Genomic DNA, 24,933 nt, shown 5'->3' on the forward strand with positions numbered 1-24,933 from the left:
ACTCCCTGGCCGCTTTCTTTACTGATATATATGTGGCCTCGAGATGTTAAAAGCTAACGCTTTGCGCAAGATATTGTAAGGAACATATTCATGTTGACTAGCTAGGAGGCAAAGCTGGACATTCCTGAGGGCACTCAGCTGACTAAGATCTCTCCTGTCCGTGGCTAGTCAATTGCCATCCGTATCAAAAACCTTTTTAACAGGTTTTTGATACGGTTTTTTTTATATGCTTCACATTCAATAGATTATAAGGTAGAATTAGCACTAGGTACTAATAACTTGTATTAGCAGGAGGAATAATAATGACTCTTTCATTAGATGGTAAAAAGTTTGTTGTTATGGGAGTAGCTAATAAACGCAGCATTGCTTGGGGTATAGCAAAATCACTGCACGATGCTGGAGCTGAACTGATTTTTACATACGCAGGAGAAAGACTGGAAAAAAACGTACGTGATCTCGCGGAATCTCTTAATGAAGAATACAGGGTTCTCCCATGCGATGTTACGGCCGATGAAGAGGTTGCGAAATGTTTTGCTGCCATTCGTCAGGAGGTTGGAACGATTCACGGAGTCGCCCATTGTATAGCCTTCGCAAATAAAGAAGAGTTACAGGGAGATTATTTAAATGTGACACGGGATGGTTTCCTAATGGCTCATAATATTAGCTCTTATTCATTAACAGCTGTGGCAAAAGAAGCGAAGGAATTAATGACAGAAGGCGGCAGCATTGTTACATTAACTTATCTTGGCGGAGAACGTGTTATTCAAAACTATAATATAATGGGCGTCGCCAAGGCATCTCTAGATGCAAGCGTAAAATATTTGGCCAAAGATCTTGGTAAAAACGGGATTCGTGTAAATTCGATTTCGGCTGGACCTATTAGAACACTTTCAGCTAAAGGAGTGGGCGATTTTAATGCCATTCTCCGTGAAATTGAAGAAAGGTCTCCACTTCAAAGAACAACTACACCAGAAGAAGTGGGCGACACTGCTTTATTCTTATTCAGCGAGCTCTCTCGCGGGATCACAGGCGAAAATATTCATGTAGATTCCGGATACCATATCCTCTAAAAAATAGTTAAGAACAGAAGCCACAGAATAAATGCTGTGGCTTTTTTGAAGTTGAGTCTGATTTCTACGTTTTAGATTACATAGTGCTTGTCTGTAATCCAAGGCACAGTTTAGTTAACTCCTCCAAATGATAATTCAACATTGAGTAGCTTCCTCGCTATTTCACTCTTCCTGTTTCCTTTACCTCAATTTGCTGTGTTGAGTCCACACTGAATAATCGGTTGCTTGTGCTTTCTTATTTGAAAAAGGCCAAGTTTAGTAGGCTCAAACCTAATCCGGACAGCTTCTAAAACCGGAAACGAAAAAGCCTCCCATGCATACATATAGATTGTGTAAAATGTTTTTGGAGGTGATAGGGTTTGTCCAATCGTAATTTAAGTAAACAACCGTTGTTATATATACATCAGCCCGAGCTTAGAAAACCCCAGGCAAAGATGCAGGAAGCGTATTCAACCAGAAAAGACAATAACATTGCTTATGAGGAAGATGTCCAGACTGAACCTAAGTTAGAAACGGCTACTCCAGTGGATGATCTTGATCTAGATATGTCAGAACGAGAAACAGATCAGACTGCCCAAGAAAATAATAATTTTTTGGAACTAAAAGCAGATCCAATTGGAAATCCAGATGCTTCTGGGGAATTAGAGGCTGACGTTTCTCCGTTTACAACATCCAAGCAAGGAAGGTATGCCTTTAAAAAAGTTAAAAGCTTTAAAGAAATGGATATTAATGAGAGACTTGTATATTTAGCGAAATTCCCTAAACAGCTTCCGCCGGTGCCCTGCTTATTTATTACGGAAGAAACAGCGTATAAAGGCTACCTTAAAACAGTGGAAGAGGACGAAGTTCAAATTGTTCTATCAAATAAAAAGCCCGTTTCTATTCCGTTAAACCTACTAAAGGAAGTAAAGATGGCGGGTTATATGTAAAAAAGCCGGCCGTTTAGCGGCCGGCTTAATTCGCGAATAAGAATTAATCTTCACAGATGCCTAAGTCGCAGTCAGTTATACATTGAACTGCACAGAAGCAACTAAGGTCTACAGTGATACAGTCTTCACTGGCAGCAAAACGCGTAGCTTCACAAACCTTGCCAAGATTAATTCCGCCTTTGTCACCAACAAGGTCAACTGGCTTGAATTTGTTTTGGTTTGAACCTTCTTGTTTCTTAAGCGGAACTAACACACGAAGTGTAGCACAGCAATTATCAAAGATTTCCTCTACCCGGAAAAAGATTGAAACGCATGCGTCTTCATTACCGGTAAAGAATGCATGAAATGGAGAACCGTCCTTTGTTTTTAAAACAAATACACGTGTATCAGCATTTATCCTTTTAGCCGGGTTTACTAGAGCTCCCATTGGCTCCATGAAGCAGTTTGTAGGGCAATCGCAATCATCGTCTGTAGCAGCATCTTGGATATCCTTGATAGCGCGCAATACTTGGCATACGCAATTTTCATCATCGCTAAATCCGCCAAAAAGATCATTATTTCCACAACCCATTATTATTCCTCCTTCTGATTTCTAGGTATTTACATTACTAACATATTGCTTTATAGGGTTTTGGGTTACGGACAAACGCCTGTTTTTATCAAAATTGGGCGAAATTTTATCAGTGCGGGAGGGTTAACCCATGGAAGTTAATTTTCTTTTGCTTTTAATGTTTTCATTTGCAAGTTTCAGGCTGACGCGGCTTCTAATATATGACCGAATAACCGAATTTATAAGAAAACCCTTTCTTGATGAAATACACGAACAAAACCAGGCAGGAGAAGTAGAGGTCTTCCTCTCGCCAAAACAGGCGCCCATAAGGGGATTCCTAGGAGAATTGCTGACATGCTATTGGTGCACAGGTTTTTGGGTGTCTTTAGGGCTTTTCTTAATTTATTACTTATGGCCTTGGTTGGCTGAACCTCTACTTGTAATCCTTGCTGTTTCTGGTATGGCTGGATTAATTGAAACATTTGTTCAAAAGAATTTAACTGATTAGCTGTCAATCAGGGCAAATGGATACACAAGCCATATAGACCAGCATATTTTAAAGTAACTGAAGTATTACTCGCTTGGAGGAGCAGCTATGAATGAAAAAAATTTTTCAAAGTTAAAAAAGCAAAAAGATCTGTTATCGGGAACTAAAACGAAAAAGAAAAAAGGCTGCGGCTGCGGAAAAAAAAGAAAAGTTATTAAAAAAACTGCTGAATAAGGCAGTTTTTTTGTTGCGAAAAATAATTTCCACTAATTGGATTGATAAATCCTAGTAATCAATTCATAAATGGCAGCAGAGAGGTGGAAAATAACTTAGAGATTCTACATAGGAAGGAATTATTTATGCATATGACATCAATTGGTATAAGGGTCTTAGTAATTTTCTGCATATTCGTTGGGCTATCAGGCTGCAATCAAGAACAAAGATCAGCAGAAAGCCGCTACTCACTATTACAAACGACTAATCCCGACCCGGCAATAATGGAATCGCAGGATCTAAAAAAGAGCAATATTGGAGCCAAAGTAAAAGAAGAGGTTTTATCACTCGAGGAAGTTTATGATGTTGCAATTGTTAAAGGGAAGCAGGACATTCTGGTTGCTTACAAAGTCAAACATCTGCAGCGATTTCGCATGAAAAAAATTGAAGGAAGAATTACCAAGCTTCTTGAAAAAAATCATCCAAAGGAAAACTTTACTGTATCCAGTGACTATAAGATTTTTCTGGAGGCTGTTGAGCTAAAAGAATATATGGATGAACCGGACTATTCGGAAGCAAAAGCAGAAAAAAAATTACAGCATATTATCAAACTCAAAAATGAACTCACTTAGAAAGGAGAAGTCCAATGGGGAAGACTAAAAAGACACCTGAACAGAAAAGTTATCAAAAACTTGAAAAAAAGCATGAGTTAAAGAGACCCGTAGGCATGAATTGTCTTAAGGCCTTTTTGGTTGGAGGTCTTATCTGTACGATTGGACAGGTCCTTACCTATTTTTATATTTATTATTTCAATTTCACTGAGGCGACAGCTGGAAATCCTACTGTAGCTACCCTAATTTTCTTTGCAATGCTGCTGACAGGGTTCGGTGTTTATGATCATATTGGACAGTTTGCCGGTGCCGGAAGTGCGGTCCCGGTGACCGGCTTTGGAAATGCAGTTATTTCTGCTTCCATCGAGCACCGTTCTGAAGGCTTCGTCCTTGGTGTGGGCGGTAATATGTTTAAACTGGCAGGTACAGTCGTCTTGTTTGGAGTGTTTGCTGCTTTCGTTGTGGCTTTAATTCGTACACTTTTATCAATGTGGGGGGTCATCTAAATGTTGAAAGGAAAGCAATCATGGGTTTTTCCAAAACGGCCGGCTATCGTTTCAACAGGGGTCACCGGAGGGCCATTTGAAGCAAAAGGAAAACTGGCCGAAGACTTTGATATCCTTCACGAAGACCTGACGATGGGTAAACAATCCTTCGAAAAGGCACATTGCCTATTACTTGAGGAAGCAATTGAAATCGCCATCGAAAAAGGAGAAGCGAAGAAGGAAGATATTCAGTTTATGATAGCCGGGGATTTAATTAATCAGATCACTCCTTCGAGCTTTGCAGCCAGAAAGATGGAGATCCCATATTTCGGTATATTTGGTGCTTGCTCAACTTCAATGGAGGGATTGGCACTTGCCTCTTTTATTATTAATTATGGGGGAGCAAAAAAGGTTGTTACGGCCGCATCGAGTCACAATGCAGCTGTTGAAAAACAATTCCGATATCCAACCGAGTATGGCGGCCAAAAGCCACCTACAGCACAATGGACAGTGACAGGGGCTGGTGCGGCGGTAGTCACTGAAAATTCGGGGCAAAAAGGCCTGCCTGTTACTACATCTGCAACAATTGGAAAGGTCATTGATATGGGGTTGTCTGACCCATTTAATATGGGTGGAGCTATGGCTCCAGCTGCGGCCGATACAATTTTGGCCCACTTTAACGATATGGATTTAGACCCCTCTTATTACGATCTGATCGTGACAGGGGATTTGGGTAAGATTGGTCAGGAAACAACCTATGAGTTGTTGAAAAATGCTGGTTTAGCACTTGAAAGAGAAGCTTTTAAAGATTGCGGGCTGATGATTTATAAGGAAGATCAGCCTGTTCAATCAGGCGGAAGCGGAGCGGGGTGTTCAGCAACAGTTGTATATGGCCATTTGATTAATGAGATGAAGCGAGGAACTTATAAAAAAATACTTATGGTTGCTACAGGGGCTTTGTTGTCGCCGTTATCCTTCCAGCAAAAAGAAACCATTCCTTGTGTTGCCCATGCTGTCGCAATTGAAATACAAGATTAAATTACTGGAGGGATTTTAAATGCTTGCAATGTTTTTTTGGGCCTTTGTTGTTGGTGGGGCGATTTGCGTGATTGGCCAGCTTCTTCTAGATGTTGGTAAGTTAACCCCAGGTCATACGTTAAGCACTCTTGTGGTAGCAGGAGCAATTCTTGATGGCCTAGGGCTCTATGAACCGTTAATCGATTTCGCGGGAGCGGGCGCTACAGTACCTATTACAAGCTTCGGCAATTCATTAGTCCATGGCGCCCTGCAGGAAGCAGAAAAGCACGGACTTGTTGGAGTTTTGACCGGAATGTTTGAAGTAACAAGCTCAGGTATTTCGGCAGCAATTCTGTTTGGGTTTATCGGAGCTCTAATCTTTAAACCTAAAGGGTAATCACATCGGTAAATAGAAAATTGCTGCTGATAAAGTAGGCTGTTTAATAAACGGTCTTCTTTTTTTTGCTCATTCTATATTATCATTTGTAAGAAAGCGCTTTCTTTTATATAATGAAGTTAGAATTTTTAGACTAATAGTTGAATAATTTCCAAAAAAGAGTATACTAGAAATTGATACACATACTGACCGGTTAGTAAGGGAGGGGGAAAGAATATGAACTTTTCATATTCAGACAAAGTAAAAGATTTACAGGGCAGGCTTACGAGCTTTATGGAGGAACACGTATATCCTAACGAGAGGCTTTATGAGCAACAATTAAATGAACAAGAAAATCGCTGGAGTGACGTTCCGCCAATTATGGAAGAGCTAAAGGAAAAAGCAAAACAAGCTGGACTATGGAACTTATTTTTACCTGAAAGCGATCATGGTGCAGGGTTAACTAATAGTGAATATGCTCCGCTTTGTGAAATTATGGGACGTTCTATGATTGCGCCAGAAGTATTTAACTGTGGTGCTCCTGATACTGGGAACATGGAAGTTCTCGTCCGTTACGGGAAAGAAGAACACAAAGAGAAGTGGCTTAAGCCTCTATTGGCTGGGGAAATTCGCTCATGTTTTTCAATGACTGAACCAGACGTTGCCTCTTCTGATGCAACAAATATTGAAGCTAGAATTGAAAGAGATGGAGACGAATACGTAATAAATGGACGTAAATGGTGGTCATCAGGAGCAGGAGATCCGCGCTGTAAAATTGCCATTGTTATGGGCAAAACAGACCCAGAAGCAAACCGTCATGAACAGCAATCTATGATTCTAGTTCCTCTTGATTCTCCTGGCGTAAAAATAGAGCGGATGCTGCCTGTATTTGGTTATGATCATGCTCCACATGGCCACGCAGAAATTACGTATGAAAATGTTCGGGTTCCCGCTGATAATATTTTATGGGGTGAAGGGAAGGGCTTTGCAATTGCACAAGGCAGGCTTGGACCAGGAAGAATCCACCATTGTATGCGACTAATCGGCGCAGCTGAACGTGCTTTAGAAATTTTATGTAAGCGTGTACAAGATAGAGTAGCGTTTGGTAAAGAGTTATCGAAACAGGGAGTAATTCAAGAATGGATTGCTGATTCACGTATTGAAATCGAACAGGCCAGGCTTTTGACTTTAAAAGCTGCTTATATGATGGATACCGTTGGAAACAAAGAAGCTAAAGCAGAAATAGCAATGATTAAAGTTGTCGCTCCTTCAATGGCATTGCGTGTTATGGACAAAGCTATTCAGGCTTTAGGCGGTGCTGGAGTATCCAATGACTTCCCTGTAGCAGCTCAATGGGCTAATGCACGGACTTTACGTCTGGCGGACGGGCCGGATGAAGTTCACCGTGCTCAGATTGCGAAGCTGGAATTAAAAAAATACAAATAACTATAACTAAAAAAATAGCGTAAAAGAATTAGAAAGTGGTGGAGTAAATGAATGTAATGGAATTATTCAGCCTAAAAGGGAAAACAGCAATTGTAACTGGAGGCGGCAGAGGTCTTGGTGAACAAATAGCAGAAGGTTTTGCTGAAGCAGGGGCAAACGTTGTTCTATGTTCAAGGAAAGTTGAAGCGTGTGAGGAAGTTGCCCAGCGTCTGACTCAACAAAAGGGAATACAGGCATTAGCATTGAAATGTGATATTGCTAATCCTGAAGATGTTAAAAATGTGATCGAGGAAACTTTAAAAAAGTTTGGCTCAATTGATATCCTCGTTAATAACAGCGGAGCGACGTGGGGGGCACCTGTTACAGAGATGCCGCTTGATGCATGGAATAAGGTAATCAATGTCAACGTTACTGGCACGTTTTTGATGAGCCAGGCAGCAGGGAAAGTGATGATTGAGCAAAAATCAGGAAAAATCATCAATATCGCTTCTGTAGCAGGCTTGGGAGGAACTGATCCAAGACTCATGGATACAATCGGATATAATACAAGCAAAGGTGCCGTAATTACTTTTACAAAGGATCTTGCGGTCAAGTGGGGTCAGCATAACATAAATGTTAATGCGATAGCTCCTGGTTTTTTCCCAACTAAAATGTCTAAAGCACTTATTGAACAAGGTAAAGACCCTCTTCTGGAAGGGACTCCGCTGCGACGTTTTGGTTCGGATAACGACCTAAAAGGTGCTGCTCTGTTCTTAGCGTCCGATGCCTCAAACTATGTAACTGGAGATGTCCTTATAGTTGATGGCGGCACACATGCTAGATAGAAGTATGAATTGATTGGGAGGAATTGAAATGAGTATTAAAGGTTCTTGGCTTTCTCATTACCCAGAAACAATTGCAACTGAAATTGATATACCTAACATAGCTCTTCCGCAAATGCTCAAAGACACCGCTGAAAAATACCCGCAAAATTCTGCAATCTCATTTTATGGCAGGAAGTTTACCTACCAAGAGCTTCAGGGGGCTGTCACTGCATTTGCCTCAGCTCTTCAAAACAATGGGGTTAAAAAGGGCGATAGAGTAGCCTTAATGCTTCCCAACTGTCCGCAATACGTCATTTCCTATTTTGGAGCGTTAACTGCGGGAGCGATTGTCACACAGGTAAATCCAATGTCAGTTGAAAGAGAGCTTGAACATATTTTTACCGATTCAGGAGCGGAAACGATTGTCGTCTTTGATGCTCTGTATCCCAAGGTTAAAAGCGTTCAGTCTAAGTCGTCGTTAAAGAACGTCGTTGCCGTCAGCCTTCAGCCATCTGGTCAGGAGTTTGCTCCGGATTATACATTCGAAACTTTTATGGGCAGTGCTAAACAAAGTTTTCAGCCGGTCAGTTTCGATCCCGCAAATGATGTGGCGATCCTTCAGTACACGGGAGGAACTACTGGGCGCTCAAAAGGGGCTATGCTGACTCATCGCAACATTTTTGCTAATGTTCTGCAGTCATATGAATTTTTTAAAGAAACAATGAAAGTTGGACAAGAGAAGTGTCTAACAGTCATTCCATTATTTCACGTATTCGGGATGACCTCCTGCATGAATCTATCCATTTATACAGCAGCAGAATCGATTATGCTGCCACGTTTTGATTTAGAAGAAGTTCTGAATACCATCAAAAATGAACAGCCAACGATATTCCCTGGCGTTCCAACGATGTATGTGGCAATTACCAACCATCCAGAGGCAGAAAAATATGGAATAAGCAGTATCGAAACCTGTAACAGCGGCAGTGCGCCTATGCCGGTGGAGCTGATGAAAGAGTTTGAAGGCAAAACTGGATCAAAAATTCTTGAAGGATATGGCCTTTCTGAGGCATCTCCGACAACACACTGCAATCCTCCGTTTGCTGACCGAAAACCTGGAAGTGTGGGAATCGGATTTCCATCGACCGAATATAAAATTGTGGACCTTGCATCTGGGACAGAAGAGCTGCCAGCGGGCGAACTTGGAGAGATCATCTTAAAAGGTCCACAGGTTATGAAGGGTTATTGGAATATGCCTGAAGAAACAGCCAATACTTTACGTGATGGCTGGCTATTTACGGGAGACATCGGAAAAATGGATGAAGATGGCTATTTATATATTGTTGACCGGAAGAAAGACATGATCATTGCAAGCGGATTTAATATCTATCCACGTGATGTAGAAGAGGTTCTCTATGAACATCCTTCTGTTCAGGAGGCAGTCGTGATCGGGGTGCCGGACCCATACCGCGGGGAAACAGTTAAAGCTGTACTTGTTCTAAAAGCTGGCAAGGAAGCAACCGAAGAGGAGATCAAAGCCTATTGCAAAGAAAATATGGCCTCCTATAAAGTTCCTACTATCGTTGAATTTAGGGAACAGCTTCCTAAAACAGCAGTCGGAAAGATTTTGCGCAGATCATTGCGAGATGAAGTGAAAAATTAAGTGCCTCAATAAAGAAAAAGGAAAAAAAGGGAAGGGGCGAGAAGTTATTATGGTATAATTTTGTTAGTAACGTAAGATTGTGAGGAACGAATTATGAAAGAAAAAATTACAGAACAAAGTATTAGATTATTTGAAAAAAAGGGTTTTAGTGAAACGTCAATACAGGATATTGTTGATTCTCTAGGTGTTACAAAGGGAACGTTTTATTACTACTTTTCCAGCAAAGAAGAACTGTTGATGGATATTCATCTCGGATATATTACTGAAATGATTGCGATCCAAGAAAGCATATTAAACGATAAGAAGATGGACTGCAAAACGAAACTCTCAGAAATCGTTTATATGCTAATTAGCAATATTAAAATCCAGGGTGCCAGTGCTAAGGTCTTTTTCAGAGAAATGAAAAACCTAAGCGAGGATCGGCTTGCTTTGATCATCCCACAGAGAGACCAATTCAGATTAAATATTGAAGTTCTGATAAAAGAAGGCATGGAAAGTGGAGAGTTCAGACAAGACTTAAATCCTTCCATAGTAACCTTCGGAATCCTTGGGGCAGCCAATTGGAGCTACCAATGGTATAACCCCGCTGGCAAAATGGAGGAGAAAGAAGTCTCAGACATTTTTGTGGAATTGTTCTTAAAAGGGATTGCTAATAACTAGGGAATGCGGAAGATGAAATGATGCAGCATGGCTTATCTTCCGTGCTTCTTTTTTTAACCTAGATACCAACTGGTTAGTATCTTATAAGGGTAAGGAGGCGGGGACAATCGAACTTAAAGAAATACGAAAAATAACGGTTATTGGTTCAGGACAAATGGGCCATCAGATTGCTATGTTATGTGCTTTGGGAGGCTACGAAACCACCATTCAGGATCTTAAGGAAGATGAGCTTCAGCAGGCTGACGAAAAGCTTCGTGGCATTATGAATAAGTGGGTGGCAAAGGGAAAGCTTTCAGAGGAAGCAATGGAAACAGCATTTCAAAGGTTAAGATTTACTACGGATCTTAAAGAGGCTGCCCAATCCGCAGATTTTGTAATCGAGGCGGTTGTTGAGAAATTGAATGTGAAGGAACAGGTATTCAAAACTCTTGAAGAGTTTGCGCCTGCCCATACTATTTTTGCCACCAATAGTTCAACGATTGTTAATAGTTTACTAGCAGGTGTGACTAAAAGGCCTGAAAAGGTAGTCAACATGCATTTCTTTTTCCCGCCGCTTGTTATGGATTGCGTCGAGGTTGTAATGAGTGAGCAGACATCGGAGGAAACGGCTCAATTCACGTTAGGTGTCTGCGAAAAGATCAATCGGACTGGACTGCTGCTGCGCAAAGAAATTTCAGGGTTTGTTGCAAACCGGATTTTAGGAGCTCTGCAACGAGAAGCGGTTCATCTCTATGAAGAAGGCATAGCTGACTTTAAAGATATTGATTTAATTTGCAGAAAAGCTTTGAGCCATCCAATTGGTCCATTCGAATTGATGGATTTATCAGGGTTAGATGTCGGCTACTTTGTAATGGAACAGCGTTACCGCGAAACTGGAGATCCAGCGGATAAGCCATTTGCCAGCGTTGAAGAGAAAGTAAAAAAAGGGGAATTGGGCAGAAAGACAGGCAGAGGCTGGTACGAATATAACAAAGAAGAAGTAAAGAGCTAATGAAGAAGATACAGGAGGGTTTAAAAGTGCATGAGATTCAGGTAACCGTTCGGTTCGGTGAGACGGATGCCCTTGGGCATGTCAATAATGCCAGCTACTTTATTTATTTAGAAGAAGCGCGAATCCGTTTTTTTGAGGCGCTTGGCTACGGAATGGATACTAAAGGCTGGAACTTTATACTTGCCTCAACCAAGTGTGATTTCTTGAGTCAAGGTTTCTTTAACCAGCCACTAACGATAAAAACCGAAGTCAGCAGAATTGGGACGAAGAGTTTTGAATTGACACATGATATTGTTTGCACCCAAACGGGAGAGTTAATCGCAAAAGCCAATGCAGTCATTGTATATTTCGATTTTGTCGAACAAAAGAGTGAAGTTATACCAGAAATGCTGCGGAGTGGCCTTGAGAGTAACTTAGTGCAAGTTTAAAAATCAGAATAGTCTAAAATCCATTTGGGGTTTATAAGGGAAGGAGAGATAATATGAGTCAGAAAATTAGTGTAGATACCATTCCTGTCCGTAATGGAGAGGAATTAAATGCACAGGCACTGGAATTGTTTTTAAAGGAAAAAATTGAGAATCTCCCTGATGAACCGTTGGAAATCAGGCAGTTTTCGGCCGGACATTCCAACCTAACCTACCAGCTGAATTTAGGTGATTGGGAGGCTGTGCTGCGAAGACCGCCGCTTGGTCCGGTTGCACCAAAGGCACATGATATGGAAAGGGAATTCAAAATTATCTCTGAGCTGCAGCCATTGTTTTCCCCAGCACCAAAGCCAATTCTTTTTTCCGAGGATGAGTCGATTGTCGGAAGCAAATTTCTAATTATGGAAAGGAAACATGGCATTGTTCTAGATTCGACTTTTCCAAAAGGGGTGGAGCCAACAGAGGAAATAGGAAGAAGACTGTCAGAAATAATGGTCAGCAGGCTGGCTGAGCTTCACTCAATTGACCACGAAAAAACTAGTCTTGGAGCTATTTCCAAACCCGAAGGCTTTATGGAAAGGCAAGTTCATGGATGGATTTCCAGATATGAACGATCAAAAACAGATGACATTAAAGAAGCTGAAATTTTAACGGAATGGCTTGTTAAACATGTACCTGCAAAGCATGATTCAGCAATCATCCACTATGATTATAAATTTAATAATGCAATGTTCAATGAAGAGCTTACCGAAATGGTCGGTTTGTTTGACTGGGAGATGACTACGGTCGGGGATCCCCTTGCAGACGTTGGAGCGGCAATGAGTTATTGGATACAGGCCGATGATCCTGATCTTCTGAAAAATGGTCTTGGTAAAGTTCCAGTTACCGTTTATCCAGGATTCATGTCAAGGCAGGAGTTTATGGAAGCATATGCAAAAAAGAGCGGCCGTGACTTGACGAATATTAACTTCTATTTAACATTTGCTTATTTTAAATTAGCGGTTATATGCCAGCAGATTTACTATCGCTATAAAAAGGGCCAGACAAATGATGCTCGTTTTGCCCATTTTAATCATTTCGTGCAAAGTTTAATTAGCTATGGAACTCATGTCGCATTTAATGAAAAAATAATTATACAAAAGCGGTAAAATCTGAGGTGTAATAATGAAGAAAGTTCACCTTCTCATCAAGAAGGAAGAAATAGATGAAGAAAAAATGGCAACTGGCAGTAAAGTCGCAGTAGTTCTCGATGTCTTACTAGCAACCAGTACAATAACCGCAGCACTCTATGACGGGGCAAAGGAAGTACTGCCTGTATTGGACAGTGCTGAGGCTCTTGAAGCAGCTAAGACATTTAAACCAGAAACCTGTGTGGTTGCAGGAGAGCTGAATGCAAAGCCACTTGATGGTTTTGTTTATCCCAGCCCCAGGGTAATCAGGGAGCAAATTAAAGATAAGACTCTCATTTTATCAACCACTAATGGAACTGTCGCTTTAAGGAAGTCAGCAGCGGCAAAGAAGGTCTATATTGCTTCGCTTCTGAACAACTCTTTTGTAGCGCAGGCAGTAAACGAAGAAAAAGATATGGATACTATTGTAGTGGTCTGCTCAGGAAATTCTGGAGAATTAAGCCTGGAGGACCTTTACGGAGGCGGACATTTTATCTCCTGCCTGTTAGGTGGGGAGCCGGAAAAGTACGATCTGACAGACCCCGCTAAAGCTGCGCTAAGCTTTTACGAAGGCCGTAAAGAAGATGCGTATAACGTACTTTTGTCTTCACGGGTCGGAAGCATGTTCGGTAAGTATAGCTTTATTGATGAGCTAGAGTTTGCAGCTTCAAAAGGAAAACTGCCAATTGTTCCGGTTCTTTATGACGGTAAGGCAGTCAGAATATAGAGTTCGTTAGCTTAGCTGATTTACACCGAATGATTCTAATGACTTACAGCAAGTACACACATAGGAGGATTTTTCATGGAAAAAACAAATACTCGAACTAGAGGGGCCAGCTTTTTATTTTCAAAAGTTGAACCAGATCATGTATTTACCCCGGAGGATTTTACAGACGAACACCGAATGATCGGGACAACAGCAAAGCAGTTTGTTGAAAAAGAAGTCACGCCTCATCAAGGACAAATCGAGAAGCAGGACTTTAAGCTTATCGTCACACTCATGCAAAAGGCAGGGGATCTTGGACTCCTTGCCCATAGTATTCCAGAACAGTATGGCGGACTTGGCCTTGACAAAATCAGCAAGGGAATTGTTGGTGAAATGGTAGGCCAGTCAGGTGGTTATGGGGTAGCCCATTCAAATCATACTTGTATCGCTACGCTTCCAATTACGTATTTTGGAACGGAAGAACAAAAAGCGAAGTATTTGCCGAAACTTGCTTCAGGAGAGTACATAGGTGCGTATTGTTTAACCGAGCCAAATGCCGGCTCTGATGCTCTTTCAGCCCAAACGACAGCTAGGTTGAATGAGACGGGTACCCATTATGTTTTAAATGGTACGAAGCTCTATATAACAAACGCCTTTTTTTCTGATACCTTTATTGTGTATGCCAAGGTTGATGGTACGAAATTCACTGCATTCATAGTTGAAAAGGATTTCCCAGGTCTATCGCTTGGACCAGAGGAAGAGAAAATGGGAATAAAAGGATCGTCAACAAGGTCGGTCATTCTTGAGGATTGCCAGGTCCCTGCCGAAAATCTTCTCGGAGAAGTAGGGAAAGGCCATGTGATTGCATTGAATGTGCTTAATCTAGGCCGGTTTAATCTCGGATCAGCTTGTATGGGGGCGTCAAAGTACAGCCTTAGTAAAGCGTTGCAGTTTACCCAAGAAAGAAAGCAGTTTGGACGTGCTATTTCAGATTTCCCAGCCACAAAACAAAAAGTGGTTAAAATGGCTGGCCGCATTTATGCAACAGAGTCACTTCAGTATCGGACAGCCAGCTTACTTGAAGAAGCGTTAGGCGGGTTATATGAGTCTTCTGATTGGAAAGAAATTGGGAAACAAATGAGCGAATTTGCAACGGAGTGTGCAATTTGTAAGGTATACGGATCAGAAACTCTGGATTTCACAGCTGATGAAACGCTCCAGCTTCACGGTGGTGCTGGGTTTATAAAGGATTATGGAGTCGAACAAATCTATCGGGATTCAAGAATTAATAGGATTTTTGAAGGAACAAATGAAATCAATCGGCTTTTAATTCCTACCCACTTATTCCGAAAAGCAATGAAGGGTGAAGTGGACTTACTATCGAAGGTGCAGCAAGCAATCGCAGAGCTCCAAGAATCAGTAAAGCTAGATAACGAACCGTTAGCTGAAGAACGGAACGCAGTAGATACAATCAGGAATTTATTCCTTTTATGTGCAGGTCTCGCGTTTGAGGCCCATGGAGAAGGGCTGGTTCATGAACAAGAAACTTTAATGGGACTAGCTGACTTAGCGATTACTCTATATACTGCCGAATCATCGGTTATTAGAACGTTAAGATCGGTCAAACGGTATGGAGAGGAAAAATCAGCACTGAAAATAAACTTGGCGAGAGTAGTCCTCGAAGACTCGCTTTGGGATGCAGAACGACTTTCCAGAACTCTAACTATGGCGCTGACTGACGGAGAAAAACAAAAGCAGCTTACAGGTCTGATTTTCAGAGAATGCAGCCAATTAAGAAGCGTAAGCCTTAGTGTTGATAAAAAGCGCGAACTAGCAGACCTTCTTTTCAAAGAAAACAAATTTATATGTTAGGGGAAGATTGTATGCGATTTTCAGATTCAGTTGCTCTGATTACGGGTGCTGGAAGCGGGATTGGCAAGGCAGTTGCAGTAAGACTGGCAGATGAAGGCGCAAGAGTCATTTTAGTAGGAAGGACTCGGTCAAAGCTCGAACAAACGGCAAAGGAAATAAATTCAGCCAGAAAGTTGCCAGTTGCAGAAATTTTCTCGGCGGATGTGACCGATGAAGAAGATGTGATTGAGTTAGCTGAATATGTTGAAGAGCAGTTTGGGGATCTGCATATCCTCATTAACAATGCTGGCGGTTCGAATTCATCAAGTATCCTAGAAATGCCAGCAGATGAATGGGATAAAGTTCAGGCTGCTAATTTAAAAAGTGTATTTCTAGTTTCGCGAACACTTGGAAAGCTGATGGCTTCAAGAGCAGAACAAAACAAAGATGAACCTGAAAACCGTGCTGTGGTAAACGTTGCATCTCTTTCTGGACACCAGGCAGGGGCTCATATACCCCATTACAGTTCTGCCAAAGCAGGAGTAATCAACTTTACAAAGGCGCTTGCCCTTGAGCTTTCTCGCTATGGCATTCGGGCGAATTCCGTTTCCCCTGGCTTCATTGAAACCCCCTTGACAGAAGCAGGTTTGCAAAATGAGCAGTTTGTAAAATCGATAGAACGAAACACAGCGTTAAAAAGAGTTGGAACAGCTGAGGAAATCGCTAATCTGATTGTCTTTTTGGCCTCAAGAGAAGCATCCTATGTGACTGGAACAGATGTTGTTGCTGATGGCGGCTGGTTAATTAAATAACAAAAACTAGGAGGAGATAACATGAGTCAAAACGATCTTTTAATTAGTATGAATGGACCTGTCCTGTCATTAACACTAAACAGGCCAGATAGCTTGAATTCGTTTAGTCCTGAGATGATTCTAGGCATTACCGATGCATTGAAAGAAGCGCAGTCAAACCCGGAGGTTAAAGTGATTGTCTTATCAGGGGCTGGAAGATCGTTCAGTGCCGGCGGTGATGTTAAAACGATGGGTCAGGCAGCACCAGCACAAGTCTATGAGCATATTGGGAGACTCAATGAATGTATTTTAACAATTAAAAACACCGAAAAACCTGTCATAGCTGCTGTCCATGGTTTTGCTGCAGGTGCTGGTTTTAATCTCGCGCTTGCTTGCGATTTAATTATTGCCGCAGAAGACAGTAAGTTTGCCCTAAGTTTTTCTCAGGTGGGACTTATCTCGGACGGTGGTGGCTCCTACTTCTTGCCGCGTCTTATCGGACCACACTTGGCAAAGCAGTTCTTTTTTAGCGGTGAGCCAATTCCGGCTGAGAGACTATACCAGCTTGGTGTAATCAATCAGCTTGTTTCTGTTGAAAAGCTAAAGGAGGAAACAGAGAAATTTGCTGCAAGGCTTGCTCATGGACCTGGTAAAGCGTACGGAATGATCAAAAAACTAGTAGACCACTCGTTTACCGCTACACTCGAAGAAATACTTGAACAAGAAAGAATCACGCAAACGTTAATGGTTTCTACAGAGGATCATCTAGAGGGAATCGCAGCATTTAAAGAGAAAAGAAGACCAGTCTTCACGAGCAATTAATCAGAGGAGGAAAAATATGAAAGCGATCCAGTTAAGCGAATACGGCGGACCAGAAGTTTTAAAAACGGTAGAAATCGAACGGCCAGTACCAACGGGCAATGATGTGTTAATCGAAATCCATGCAATAGGTGTCAATTATGCTGATATAGCTCGCCGTCAAGGGAAATATGTCATAGATACACCTCTACCCTTTATTCCAGGAGCAGAAATCGCAGGAGTAGTCGTCGAGGTAGGAGATAAAGTAACCCATATCTCACCGGGTACAAGAGTTGTTAGTTTAATAAGTTCAGATGGTTACGCTGAATATGCTCTTGCAGATGCGAGAGGGTTAATTCCCCTTCCAGAGGGATTGGATTTCCAGACAGCTGCTGCACTGCCTCTTCAAGGGTTAAGCGCCTACCATGTGCTGAAAACTATGGGCCGTCTTGAAAAAGGAGAAAGTGTTCTTGTCCACGCTGCTGCGGGTGGAGTTGGAACTATAGCAGTCCAGCTTGCCAAGTTATTTGGCGCAGGTAAGATAATCGCAACGGCGAGCAGCCCTGAAAAACTAGAAACAGCTAGGGAGATGGGGGCAGATGTTTTAGTCGATTATACAAAAGAGGGCTGGGAAAATGAAGTGCTTGAAGCAACCGGAGGAAAAGGTGTCGATGTTGCGCTGGAGATGGTTGGCGGAGACATTTTCAATAAGACACTTAAGTGCCTGGCTACGTTTGGCCGCCTGGTTGTTTTCGGTGCAGCGAGCGGAGAACAGAGCAAGCTTTATCCTTCCATGTTAATGGGCAGGAATCAGTCTGTTATTGGATTCTTCTTGCCGCAAATTATGAGGAAGCCAGAGTTGCTTGCACCGAGTATGACCGAGCTTCTTACGTATTTGGGAGAAGGTAAATTAAAGCTTACAATTGGAGGTGTGTACCCACTAGAAGAGGCAGCAGCAGTCCACACTCGTCTGCAATCCAGAAAAACAATTGGAAAACTAATTCTAGAACCTTCAAGAAAATAATAGAATAATAGGACGCAGTTATTAGAGACTTCTTTCAATAGACATCCATGTTTTTACTGTTAAATGCCAGTTAATAACTGAGCATGCCTTTACATTTTGCATCTTAGAATCCTTTCAAACAACAGATTCCCTATTTTAGCCTCCAATTAATGAGGCAGTCTGAGTGTTTTATATACGAAAAACTAAAAGGATGGTGCAGTATAATGGGAAAGACAGTTGAAACCGTAACCGGAAAAATCTCAGTTGACCAGATTGGAAAAACGCTAATTCACGAACACTTTATCTTTGGCTACCCAGGGTTCCAAGGCGATGTAACACTAGGTCCATTTAAAGAAGAAGAAGCTTTGGAAACTGCAATTGGGGTTGCAAGACAGGTCATGAGTTTTGGGGTTAAAACAGTGGTTGACCCAACTCCGAATGAATGCGGGCGTGATCCTCTATTTTTAAAGAAGGTTTCTGAAGCTACTGGACTGCAAATAATTTGTGCAACGGGGTACTATTATGAGGGAGAAGGCGCGACCCCTTATTTTAAGTTTCGGCAGGCTCTAGGGACAGCGGAGCAGGAAATCTATGAAATGTTCAAAGAAGAAATAGAAAATGGAATAGCAGGAACAGGAATTAAACCTGGGGTTATTAAGCTTGCCTCAAGTAAAGGCGAAATAACCGAATATGAAAAAATGTTTTTTAGGGCAGCAGCACGGGTGCAGCAAGAAACAGGTATTGTCATATTAACTCATACCCAAGAAGGAACAATGGGTCCAGAACAGGCCCAGTTTTTGATCGATGCTGGAGTGGATCCTAGTAAAATTATCATTGGTCATATGTGTGGAAGTACAGATCCTGCTTACCATCGTGAAACAATGGATAAGGGCGTGAAAATAGCCTTTGACAGATTTGGTATCCAAGGAATGGTTGGAGCCCCGTTTGATCAGGAGAGGATTGAAGTATTACTAACGCTGTTGGAAGCTGGCTATGAAAACCAAATTATGCTTGCACATGATTCGGTAAACATTTGGCTTGGCAGACCTCCTGTTATGAACGAGCAGGTTATGCAGATTATGGAGAATTGGAATCCCGCGCATATTTTCACAAACATTTTACCGGTCTTGCAAGAACGGGGAATTTCTGAAACCCAATTGGAGAAGTTATTTACCGATAACGCAGCTAGCCTGTTTTCTGGATCAGGCTCAACGGTCCTTAAAGGTTAGATATAGAGATTATCAGTTTATTTTTAGTGATTTAAAAAATTAAATCACCCCTCTTTTTCACCATTTCACGCCTCCCTCATACTATAAGAGTAGTTTAAGAAGGAGGCGTGGAGTTCCAACATGGATAATCAATTCTTTAAAAATGTTGAAAAGAAAACAGGGGTCAATATGTCTGATATATTGGAATTAGCAAACTCCCTGCAAAATGCTAATTTAAAAGATGAAAAGACTGTGCGTGGGGTTATTCAGAGAGTTTCGCAGATTGCAAACAAACCTGTTTCAAAAGAAATGGAAGATAAAATCGTGAAATCAATTGTCAACGATGGCAAACAGCTGGATGTTGGTACAATTGCGCAGATGATGAATAAGAAATAAAAAAAGGCAACAGGATTGCCTCAGCAGAAAAGGACCCGGAAACTAGCCCCGGGTCCTTTTCTGCTGTTATGGAAACTAAAAAAGTTCCAAGTTGTAGATAATCGTAGGGTTGTCTGAGTCCAGCTCCAGCGCCCAGCGACTCGTGTACTTCGGTCACCTCCCTATGATAAGTCAACATCGAATCGCTGCCGCTCTTCGTGTTTCCTTTATCTCAGTCGGTGTCCTCCAGTCCATACGTCGCCTTACGGGCGCTTGCGCTTTTAATCCTATCCAGCTCCAGCGCCCAGCGACTCGTGTACTTCGGTCACCTCCCTATGATAAGTCAACATCGAATCGCTGCCGCTCTTCGTGTTTCCTTTATCTCAGTTGGTGTCCTCCAGTCCATACGTCGCTTAACGGGCGCTTGCGCTTTTAATCCTTTACTGTTAGATGAGAAGTTTTGCATCAGCTTCTGCTGATTTTCGCCAAGAATCTGGAAGGGTAAGCTTTACGGCCACGTCTAGTTTGAGGAATAGAAATTAATAAGTTTTCTTTGGCTCTAGTGGCTGCTACATAAAAAAGCCTGCGTTCTTCCTCTAAGCCATCTTCTTTTCCGTTCCTGTAAGCTTCTAATGCATGGTCATGTGGCAGGCTTCCGTCCACTGTGCTGCTAATATAGACAGACTCATACTCAAGCCCCTTAGCTCTGTGAATCGTGCTAAGTGTAATTGCATCAACTCTCGTTTTGCCCAGCTTTTTAATTTCCTGATTCATTGCTGTCATATGGGCAGCATGGTCAAGAAAATCCATAAGATTAGGAAAGGACCGGGCTGCCACTTTTAAATCGCGGATATCGTCCGAGCCTTTTTCTAACATGTTGCCTTCACTGCCCCGCTTTTTAATAAAGTCACTAAACCCAAGGTCTCTTTCAACCACTTCAATGGCCATTAAAGGACTAAGCTTGCTCAGCGATCGGACGATCGGAACAAGTCTTTTAAGCTTTCGTTCCTGAAAAGCAAAACCTGTTTTAACGGCCGAAACCGCTTCAAGCATAGAGCAGTCGCGGAGTATACTTTCGGCCTGAAGATCCCGGTACACAGTTTGTTTCATAAATAAGGCTGGTAAAATACCCTTTATTGCTCCCGTATCATCTTCATTTAAGCTCAAGCGCAGAAACGACAATATGCCTTTCACAATAAATCGCTCATAAAAGGACTCCATATCCTGATCCAATTTAAATGGAAGACTGGAATTAGCAAGCCGTTCAAACACAGCGCGGCTCGATGTATTTGTTCGAAACAAAATTGCAAAATCAGCAGGGCGCGCGCCTTTTTCTATTTTCTCCTGGATATCAGTGATAATCATTGTTGCCTCTTCTTCCTCGTCGTATGGGTAAAAGACAATCGGGCTTGGACAGGAGCTCTGTGCCTTCATTTTCTTTGGGCGCCTAACTTTGTTTGCCGAAATAATCGCATTAGCGGTTTCAACGATATCGTGGCCAGAGCGATAGTTTTGCTCCAACACAACAACTTCAGCCCCTTTAAAATCCTGCTCAAATTGTAGAAGGTAGCCGGGATCACTGCCGCGGAAGGAGTATATAGACTGGTCATCATCTCCGACTGCACAAACATTTTGATTTTTTGCAGAAAGCATCTTTATAAGCTCATACTGAACTCTATTAATATCTTGGAATTCATCGATTAGGAAATAGGAAAATCGATTTTGGTAGACCTCCAGAAGAGCTGAATCCTCTTTGAATAATTCATAGCAGCCAGTCAGCATATCATCAAAATCATAGACGCCACGCTGCTGTTTCATTTCCTCATACATCTTATAAAGGGAGGCTGTTTGTTCTTCCCATGGTGTTTGAGCTTTTACAGAACCGGGAGTTATGAGCGAATTTTTCCAATAACCAATCTGCTGCAAGGCTAAATCAAAGGCGAACTCACTATCAATTAGGCCGAGTGACTTCCCGGCTTCCTTAACCATTTGCTGCTTTTGCCACTCTTTTTTTATAAGCTTGTCACCACCCCAAACTGATGGCTTATGAAAAGTTAAAATCCGATAAAAAATACTGTGAAAGGTGCCGGAAATAATTCGGTTTACTGTAGCAGGGCTCATGTTTGGGTATTGGGCGAGACGGTTTTTCATTTCTGCTGCAGATTTTGCTGTAAAAGTAACAAGCATAACGCTTCTGGGATCAGCCTTCTCTTCTTCTAGCAGATAAGCTGTTCGGGCAGTTAACACCCTTGTTTTCCCACTGCCAGCACCTGCTAAAACCAAAAGTGGTCCCTTAGTTGAAATTATGGCCTTTTTTTGGGCTATATCCAATTGTATCCCTTTTGATATAAGACTTTGAAGATAGGTTTTATCATCGAATTCAGTGGGTTCTGGCTGCGGGTTGAATGGAACCGAAACCCTAACCTGCTCAGCTTTCTTAAAAGAAGCTGCAGGTGCTTCAATTGTTCCAATGCTTCTGGATTTAGGTATTCTAAATCCATTTTGTTCAATAAATTCCTGCTCAGCCTGTAGGGAAGAACTAGGCACTTCCTTTAAAGGTGTAAAACAGGCAGGTTTATTGGAAAGATGATGATAAAAATGAGGCTCTTCGTGAATTCCTAAATACAAACGAACGGGCTCTTTGCAGGAATGGCAAGACAAAAGTCCCTTTTTTCCTTCGTCATAGAGCTGCTGTAACAGTTCACGCCCAGATTTATTCAAATCAATTATGTTATTTTTTCTAAATGCTGTTTTCATAGAAATCCCTCTTTTTCGTCCGGAAAATAAGACAAACTTTATCATAACAGAAGAACTTTCTATAAAAAAGCCAAAACCGGTTTAAATAGAGCGAGCAACGGGCAAATAACTGTTATAGCTTACGTATTATATATAAAAAGACCAAAACGGATACGAAAAAACATTCAATACATATACTTCTATAAAGGCAGAGAAGCTGAAGAGAAGGTTCTGGAAACATTTCTAATTGAGGAGGAAACAAGATGGGGTATATCATTCCATTTACTCATTATCAATATAGCCAGTATGCTGAGAGGGAGGCAGGAAATGATTCAGGCTTGCTACCAGTAAGCCCTGTATCCAAAATTCAAAAAGAAAGGCCGGTTCAAAAGGGAAATGACCAAACTGGGCAAGTTGATGAAAAGAAAAGACACAGCCACACTAGTGTAATGCTAAGTAAACGTTCGGTGGATAACAACATAATAGAAAAAGTATATGCGGAAATAACAGGAAAAGGGAAGCACTTCAGCGAGATCATTTAGCTCTGGCTGTGGCGCTTCTTTTTTAATTGATCTTTGAATTTACGGAACGGAAATAAGGCTGATTCGGACAGGGTAAGAGGGAAAAGCGTGTTGAGAGTCCGAATACGAAAAGCCCCTTGCCACTGGCAAAGGGCTTTTCCGTTACTAGATCTGTTTTTTCATTGATTTATGAGGGATCCCTGCGTCAAGAAATTCTTCGGATACAACCTCATACCCCAACTTTTCATAAAAAGGAATTGCTTGTGTCTGGGCATTTAGCTTAAGTGCACTAAGCCCCTCGGACTTGGCATATTCCTCGATCTTTTCCATGATTGCTTTCCCAGCTCCAGTATTTCGCTGGTCCTTTAGGACACAAATTCTCTCAACCTTGCCAATTGCGTCGAGAACACGGAATCTCCCCGCACCAGCAGGCCTTTTATCGTCGTATAAAACGAAATGGGTTGAGTCATTTTCGAATTCATCAATTTCTTCTTCCACCGGTACCTGTTGTTCATCTACGAATACTGTTTTTCTAACACTAAAAGCTTCTTCCAATTCTTGATTGTTTTCTACGATTTTAACGTTAATCATTATGCATCCTTTCCAAGCCGAAATGTTTCAAATACAGTCCAGGATCCATTTTCAAGCTGGTATAAGAGGTGGATTCTGTCAACTGTTTCTTCAAACTTAACATCCGTCATGCGGAGAGTCCCAAAAACATCAGAATGCTCATCGTCTGACAGATTTTGTCCAATAGTAATATGAGGTACAAAATTGTACTCTTGATCAATATCAAAAGCTGCACCAAGGTCCTGGTGAAGGTTGTCCAGTTCTTCAGTTGGTTCAGCCTTTAAGTAAATAACATTATTCACAGGTGAAAAAGAACTGAATTTATAAACGTTTAGCCGGACAGGAACATGTTTTCTTGAGATATCATCAAGTTTTCCAGCAATCTCCCTGATTTGTTCTTCGGTTGCATCAAAACCCGATTTTAAAGTCAGGTGCGGAGGAATTAAGGCATAGTTCGGATCATACCTTTTCCTGAAAGAGTTTGCATAATCCTGAATTCTTTTTGAAGGAAAAATTACTATTCCAAATTTCATATTATTACCTCCAATATCTTTTTTAAAATCATTGATAGACTCAGAAGGAAAAATACTTCTAGCTGATATAATAGTTCATTATAACAAATTTTCTAAATATAATATAATGTATTCCCTTTTTAAAAGAAAATAGCCTTTCATTAAAACATTTGATTCAAAGCGCGTTTTAAATCTGGCTGCCAATGGGTCCATGTGTGATCTCCGTTAAATTCTTCGTAAAAGTAAGGGAATTGCTTATCTGTGATAATTTCTGCCAGTTTGCGGTTAGGTGTCAGGAAATCCTTCTGTCCATCTCCAGTCTTTACGTCAGTTTCCCCTTTTCCGATAACATGGTAGATACTTAACAGTTGAGCTTCTTGAAATTCCTCAGCAGCCGTGAGGACATCTAGATTAACATAAGGAGACTGAAGTAAGACTTTCCCAAATGTATGAGGGTAAAGAAGGGCTGTCATTAATGACACCGTTGCTCCCAATGAATCCCCAATTAATGCACGTCCCATTCCTATTTGATAGGTTGGAAATTCTCTATCAATATAGGGGACAAGTTCATGAGCTAAAAAACGAATGTATGCTCTGTTTAATTCCCCTTTTGGGTGATATTTTTTCCTTCTATCTTCAACATTTTTATAAGGGACACCGACAATAATTATATTTTCGATAAGTCCATCATCTAACAGTTCATCTGCAGTCCTCGCAATTCTGCCTAGCTGAAAATAATCCCGGCCATCTTGAGCAATAAGCACCGTATATTTGTATAGCGGGGAAAAGGAGGCGGGCAGGTAAATTAACAGAGTTATATCCTCATTTAACGCCTCGCTGTATAAAGTAACCTCACTAATTCTTCCCTTGGGGATGCTCATATATAATTCCTCCAGTACAAAGATTGCTTGTTTGTTCGATCCTCCTAAATTCTATCATATGTTTTTTAGACATGCTGTTTAAGGGAGAG

At 41.5% G+C, this 24,933-nt stretch carries 28 protein-coding genes; 23 read left to right on the forward strand and 5 right to left on the reverse strand.

Going from position 1 to position 24,933, the window contains the following annotated elements; translation table 11 throughout:
* Positions 1-302: 302 nt before the first annotated feature.
* Positions 303-1,070, forward strand: a complete 768-nt coding sequence (gene fabI, locus HRJ06_RS07045) for an enoyl-ACP reductase FabI (protein WP_174730957.1) — start codon at positions 303-305, stop codon at positions 1,068-1,070.
* 359 nt (positions 1,071-1,429) lie between these two features.
* Positions 1,430-1,999 (forward strand): CotO family spore coat protein, encoded by a 570-nt coding sequence (locus tag HRJ06_RS07050; protein WP_174730960.1) that lies wholly within the window; start codon positions 1,430-1,432, stop codon positions 1,997-1,999.
* Positions 2,000-2,042: 43 nt separating this feature from the next.
* Here the strand turns inward: HRJ06_RS07050 and HRJ06_RS07055 are convergent, their stop codons facing one another.
* The gene (locus HRJ06_RS07055; protein ID WP_174730964.1) at positions 2,043-2,570 is read right to left on the reverse strand and encodes a CotY/CotZ family spore coat protein; all 528 of its coding nucleotides are present in this window, start codon (positions 2,568-2,570) and stop codon (positions 2,043-2,045) included.
* A gap of 130 nt (positions 2,571-2,700) precedes the next feature.
* Between HRJ06_RS07055 and HRJ06_RS07060 the strand changes: the two genes are divergently transcribed.
* The 20 genes from HRJ06_RS07060 to spoVIF all read left to right on the forward strand — a co-directional run bounded on the left by HRJ06_RS07060 (position 2,701) and on the right by spoVIF (position 19,645).
* A complete protein-coding gene (locus tag HRJ06_RS07060; protein WP_174730967.1) occupies positions 2,701-3,057 on the forward strand; it encodes a DUF1360 domain-containing protein in 357 nt (118 codons plus the stop codon).
* A gap of 87 nt (positions 3,058-3,144) precedes the next feature.
* Complete coding sequence (locus HRJ06_RS23435; RefSeq protein ID WP_277874658.1) at positions 3,145-3,270, forward strand: hypothetical protein; 126 nt, start codon at positions 3,145-3,147, stop codon at positions 3,268-3,270.
* A gap of 125 nt (positions 3,271-3,395) precedes the next feature.
* Positions 3,396-3,881 (forward strand): YhcN/YlaJ family sporulation lipoprotein, encoded by a 486-nt coding sequence (locus HRJ06_RS07065; protein ID WP_174730970.1) that lies wholly within the window; start codon positions 3,396-3,398, stop codon positions 3,879-3,881.
* Positions 3,882-3,895: 14 nt separating this feature from the next.
* The gene (gene spoVAC / locus HRJ06_RS07070) at positions 3,896-4,366 is read left to right on the forward strand and encodes a stage V sporulation protein AC (protein WP_174730973.1); all 471 of its coding nucleotides are present in this window, start codon (positions 3,896-3,898) and stop codon (positions 4,364-4,366) included.
* Positions 4,367-5,383 carry a stage V sporulation protein AD gene (spoVAD, locus tag HRJ06_RS07075; protein WP_174730976.1) on the forward strand — a complete coding sequence of 339 codons (1,017 nt, stop codon included), beginning with the start codon at positions 4,367-4,369 and terminating at the stop codon, positions 5,381-5,383.
* A gap of 19 nt (positions 5,384-5,402) precedes the next feature.
* Positions 5,403-5,759 (forward strand): stage V sporulation protein AE, encoded by a 357-nt coding sequence (spoVAE, locus tag HRJ06_RS07080; RefSeq protein WP_174730978.1) that lies wholly within the window; start codon positions 5,403-5,405, stop codon positions 5,757-5,759.
* 216 nt (positions 5,760-5,975) lie between these two features.
* The gene (locus tag HRJ06_RS07085; protein ID WP_174730981.1) at positions 5,976-7,184 is read left to right on the forward strand and encodes an acyl-CoA dehydrogenase; all 1,209 of its coding nucleotides are present in this window, start codon (positions 5,976-5,978) and stop codon (positions 7,182-7,184) included.
* Positions 7,185-7,231: 47 nt separating this feature from the next.
* On the forward strand, positions 7,232-8,008 hold the full coding sequence (locus HRJ06_RS07090) for an SDR family oxidoreductase (protein WP_174730984.1): 777 nt from the start codon (positions 7,232-7,234) through the stop codon (positions 8,006-8,008).
* Between the two features lie 28 nt (positions 8,009-8,036).
* Positions 8,037-9,647, forward strand: coding sequence for a long-chain-fatty-acid--CoA ligase (locus tag HRJ06_RS07095; protein ID WP_174730987.1), 1,611 nt, complete (start codon positions 8,037-8,039; stop codon positions 9,645-9,647).
* A gap of 93 nt (positions 9,648-9,740) precedes the next feature.
* On the forward strand, positions 9,741-10,307 hold the full coding sequence (locus tag HRJ06_RS07100; protein ID WP_174730990.1) for a TetR/AcrR family transcriptional regulator: 567 nt from the start codon (positions 9,741-9,743) through the stop codon (positions 10,305-10,307).
* A gap of 106 nt (positions 10,308-10,413) precedes the next feature.
* Complete coding sequence (locus HRJ06_RS07105) at positions 10,414-11,298, forward strand: 3-hydroxyacyl-CoA dehydrogenase NAD-binding domain-containing protein (protein ID WP_174731185.1); 885 nt, start codon at positions 10,414-10,416, stop codon at positions 11,296-11,298.
* Between the two features lie 26 nt (positions 11,299-11,324).
* Positions 11,325-11,726: a thioesterase family protein gene (locus HRJ06_RS07110; RefSeq protein ID WP_174730993.1), complete on the forward strand. Its 402-nt coding sequence runs from the start codon at positions 11,325-11,327 to the stop codon at positions 11,724-11,726.
* Between the two features lie 53 nt (positions 11,727-11,779).
* Positions 11,780-12,871, forward strand: coding sequence for a phosphotransferase family protein (locus HRJ06_RS07115; RefSeq protein ID WP_174730996.1), 1,092 nt, complete (start codon positions 11,780-11,782; stop codon positions 12,869-12,871).
* A 16-nt stretch (positions 12,872-12,887) separates the two neighbouring features.
* Positions 12,888-13,619, forward strand: coding sequence for a 2-phosphosulfolactate phosphatase (locus tag HRJ06_RS07120; RefSeq protein ID WP_174730999.1), 732 nt, complete (start codon positions 12,888-12,890; stop codon positions 13,617-13,619).
* A 75-nt stretch (positions 13,620-13,694) separates the two neighbouring features.
* On the forward strand, positions 13,695-15,470 hold the full coding sequence (locus HRJ06_RS07125) for an acyl-CoA dehydrogenase family protein (protein WP_174731002.1): 1,776 nt from the start codon (positions 13,695-13,697) through the stop codon (positions 15,468-15,470).
* 11 nt (positions 15,471-15,481) lie between these two features.
* Entirely contained in the window at positions 15,482-16,261 is a 780-nt protein-coding gene (locus tag HRJ06_RS07130; protein WP_174731005.1) for an SDR family NAD(P)-dependent oxidoreductase, read from the forward strand.
* Between the two features lie 21 nt (positions 16,262-16,282).
* Positions 16,283-17,062 carry an enoyl-CoA hydratase/isomerase family protein gene (locus HRJ06_RS07135; RefSeq protein ID WP_174731008.1) on the forward strand — a complete coding sequence of 260 codons (780 nt, stop codon included), beginning with the start codon at positions 16,283-16,285 and terminating at the stop codon, positions 17,060-17,062.
* 16 nt (positions 17,063-17,078) lie between these two features.
* A complete protein-coding gene (locus HRJ06_RS07140) occupies positions 17,079-18,062 on the forward strand; it encodes a quinone oxidoreductase family protein (protein WP_174731011.1) in 984 nt (327 codons plus the stop codon).
* Between the two features lie 203 nt (positions 18,063-18,265).
* Positions 18,266-19,270 (forward strand): phosphotriesterase family protein, encoded by a 1,005-nt coding sequence (locus tag HRJ06_RS07145; protein WP_174731014.1) that lies wholly within the window; start codon positions 18,266-18,268, stop codon positions 19,268-19,270.
* A 120-nt stretch (positions 19,271-19,390) separates the two neighbouring features.
* Entirely contained in the window at positions 19,391-19,645 is a 255-nt protein-coding gene (spoVIF, locus tag HRJ06_RS07150; protein WP_174731017.1) for a sporulation-specific transcription regulator SpoVIF, read from the forward strand.
* Positions 19,646-20,089: 444 nt separating this feature from the next.
* Here spoVIF and HRJ06_RS07155 read toward each other — a convergent pair whose 3' ends face one another.
* On the reverse strand, positions 20,090-22,381 hold the full coding sequence (locus tag HRJ06_RS07155) for a UvrD-helicase domain-containing protein (protein ID WP_174731020.1): 2,292 nt from the start codon (positions 22,379-22,381) through the stop codon (positions 20,090-20,092).
* Positions 22,382-22,623: 242 nt separating this feature from the next.
* Here HRJ06_RS07155 and HRJ06_RS07160 point away from each other — a divergent pair, with 242 nt between their 5' ends.
* A complete protein-coding gene (locus tag HRJ06_RS07160; protein WP_174731023.1) occupies positions 22,624-22,902 on the forward strand; it encodes a hypothetical protein in 279 nt (92 codons plus the stop codon).
* Between the two features lie 144 nt (positions 22,903-23,046).
* Here HRJ06_RS07160 and HRJ06_RS07165 read toward each other — a convergent pair whose 3' ends face one another.
* The 3 genes from HRJ06_RS07165 to HRJ06_RS07175 form a co-directional block, all read right to left on the reverse strand.
* Positions 23,047-23,469 carry a GNAT family N-acetyltransferase gene (locus HRJ06_RS07165; RefSeq protein WP_174731188.1) on the reverse strand — a complete coding sequence of 141 codons (423 nt, stop codon included), beginning with the start codon at positions 23,467-23,469 and terminating at the stop codon, positions 23,047-23,049.
* A 2-nt stretch (positions 23,470-23,471) separates the two neighbouring features.
* Positions 23,472-23,984 carry a YjcG family protein gene (locus HRJ06_RS07170; protein ID WP_174731026.1) on the reverse strand — a complete coding sequence of 171 codons (513 nt, stop codon included), beginning with the start codon at positions 23,982-23,984 and terminating at the stop codon, positions 23,472-23,474.
* A gap of 140 nt (positions 23,985-24,124) precedes the next feature.
* A complete protein-coding gene (locus HRJ06_RS07175) occupies positions 24,125-24,844 on the reverse strand; it encodes an alpha/beta hydrolase (RefSeq protein ID WP_174731029.1) in 720 nt (239 codons plus the stop codon).
* Positions 24,845-24,933 lie beyond the last annotated feature (89 nt).

Source organism: Mesobacillus harenae (assembly GCF_013343715.1).
GTDB lineage: Bacteria > Bacillota > Bacilli > Bacillales > Cytobacillaceae > Mesobacillus_A > Mesobacillus_A harenae.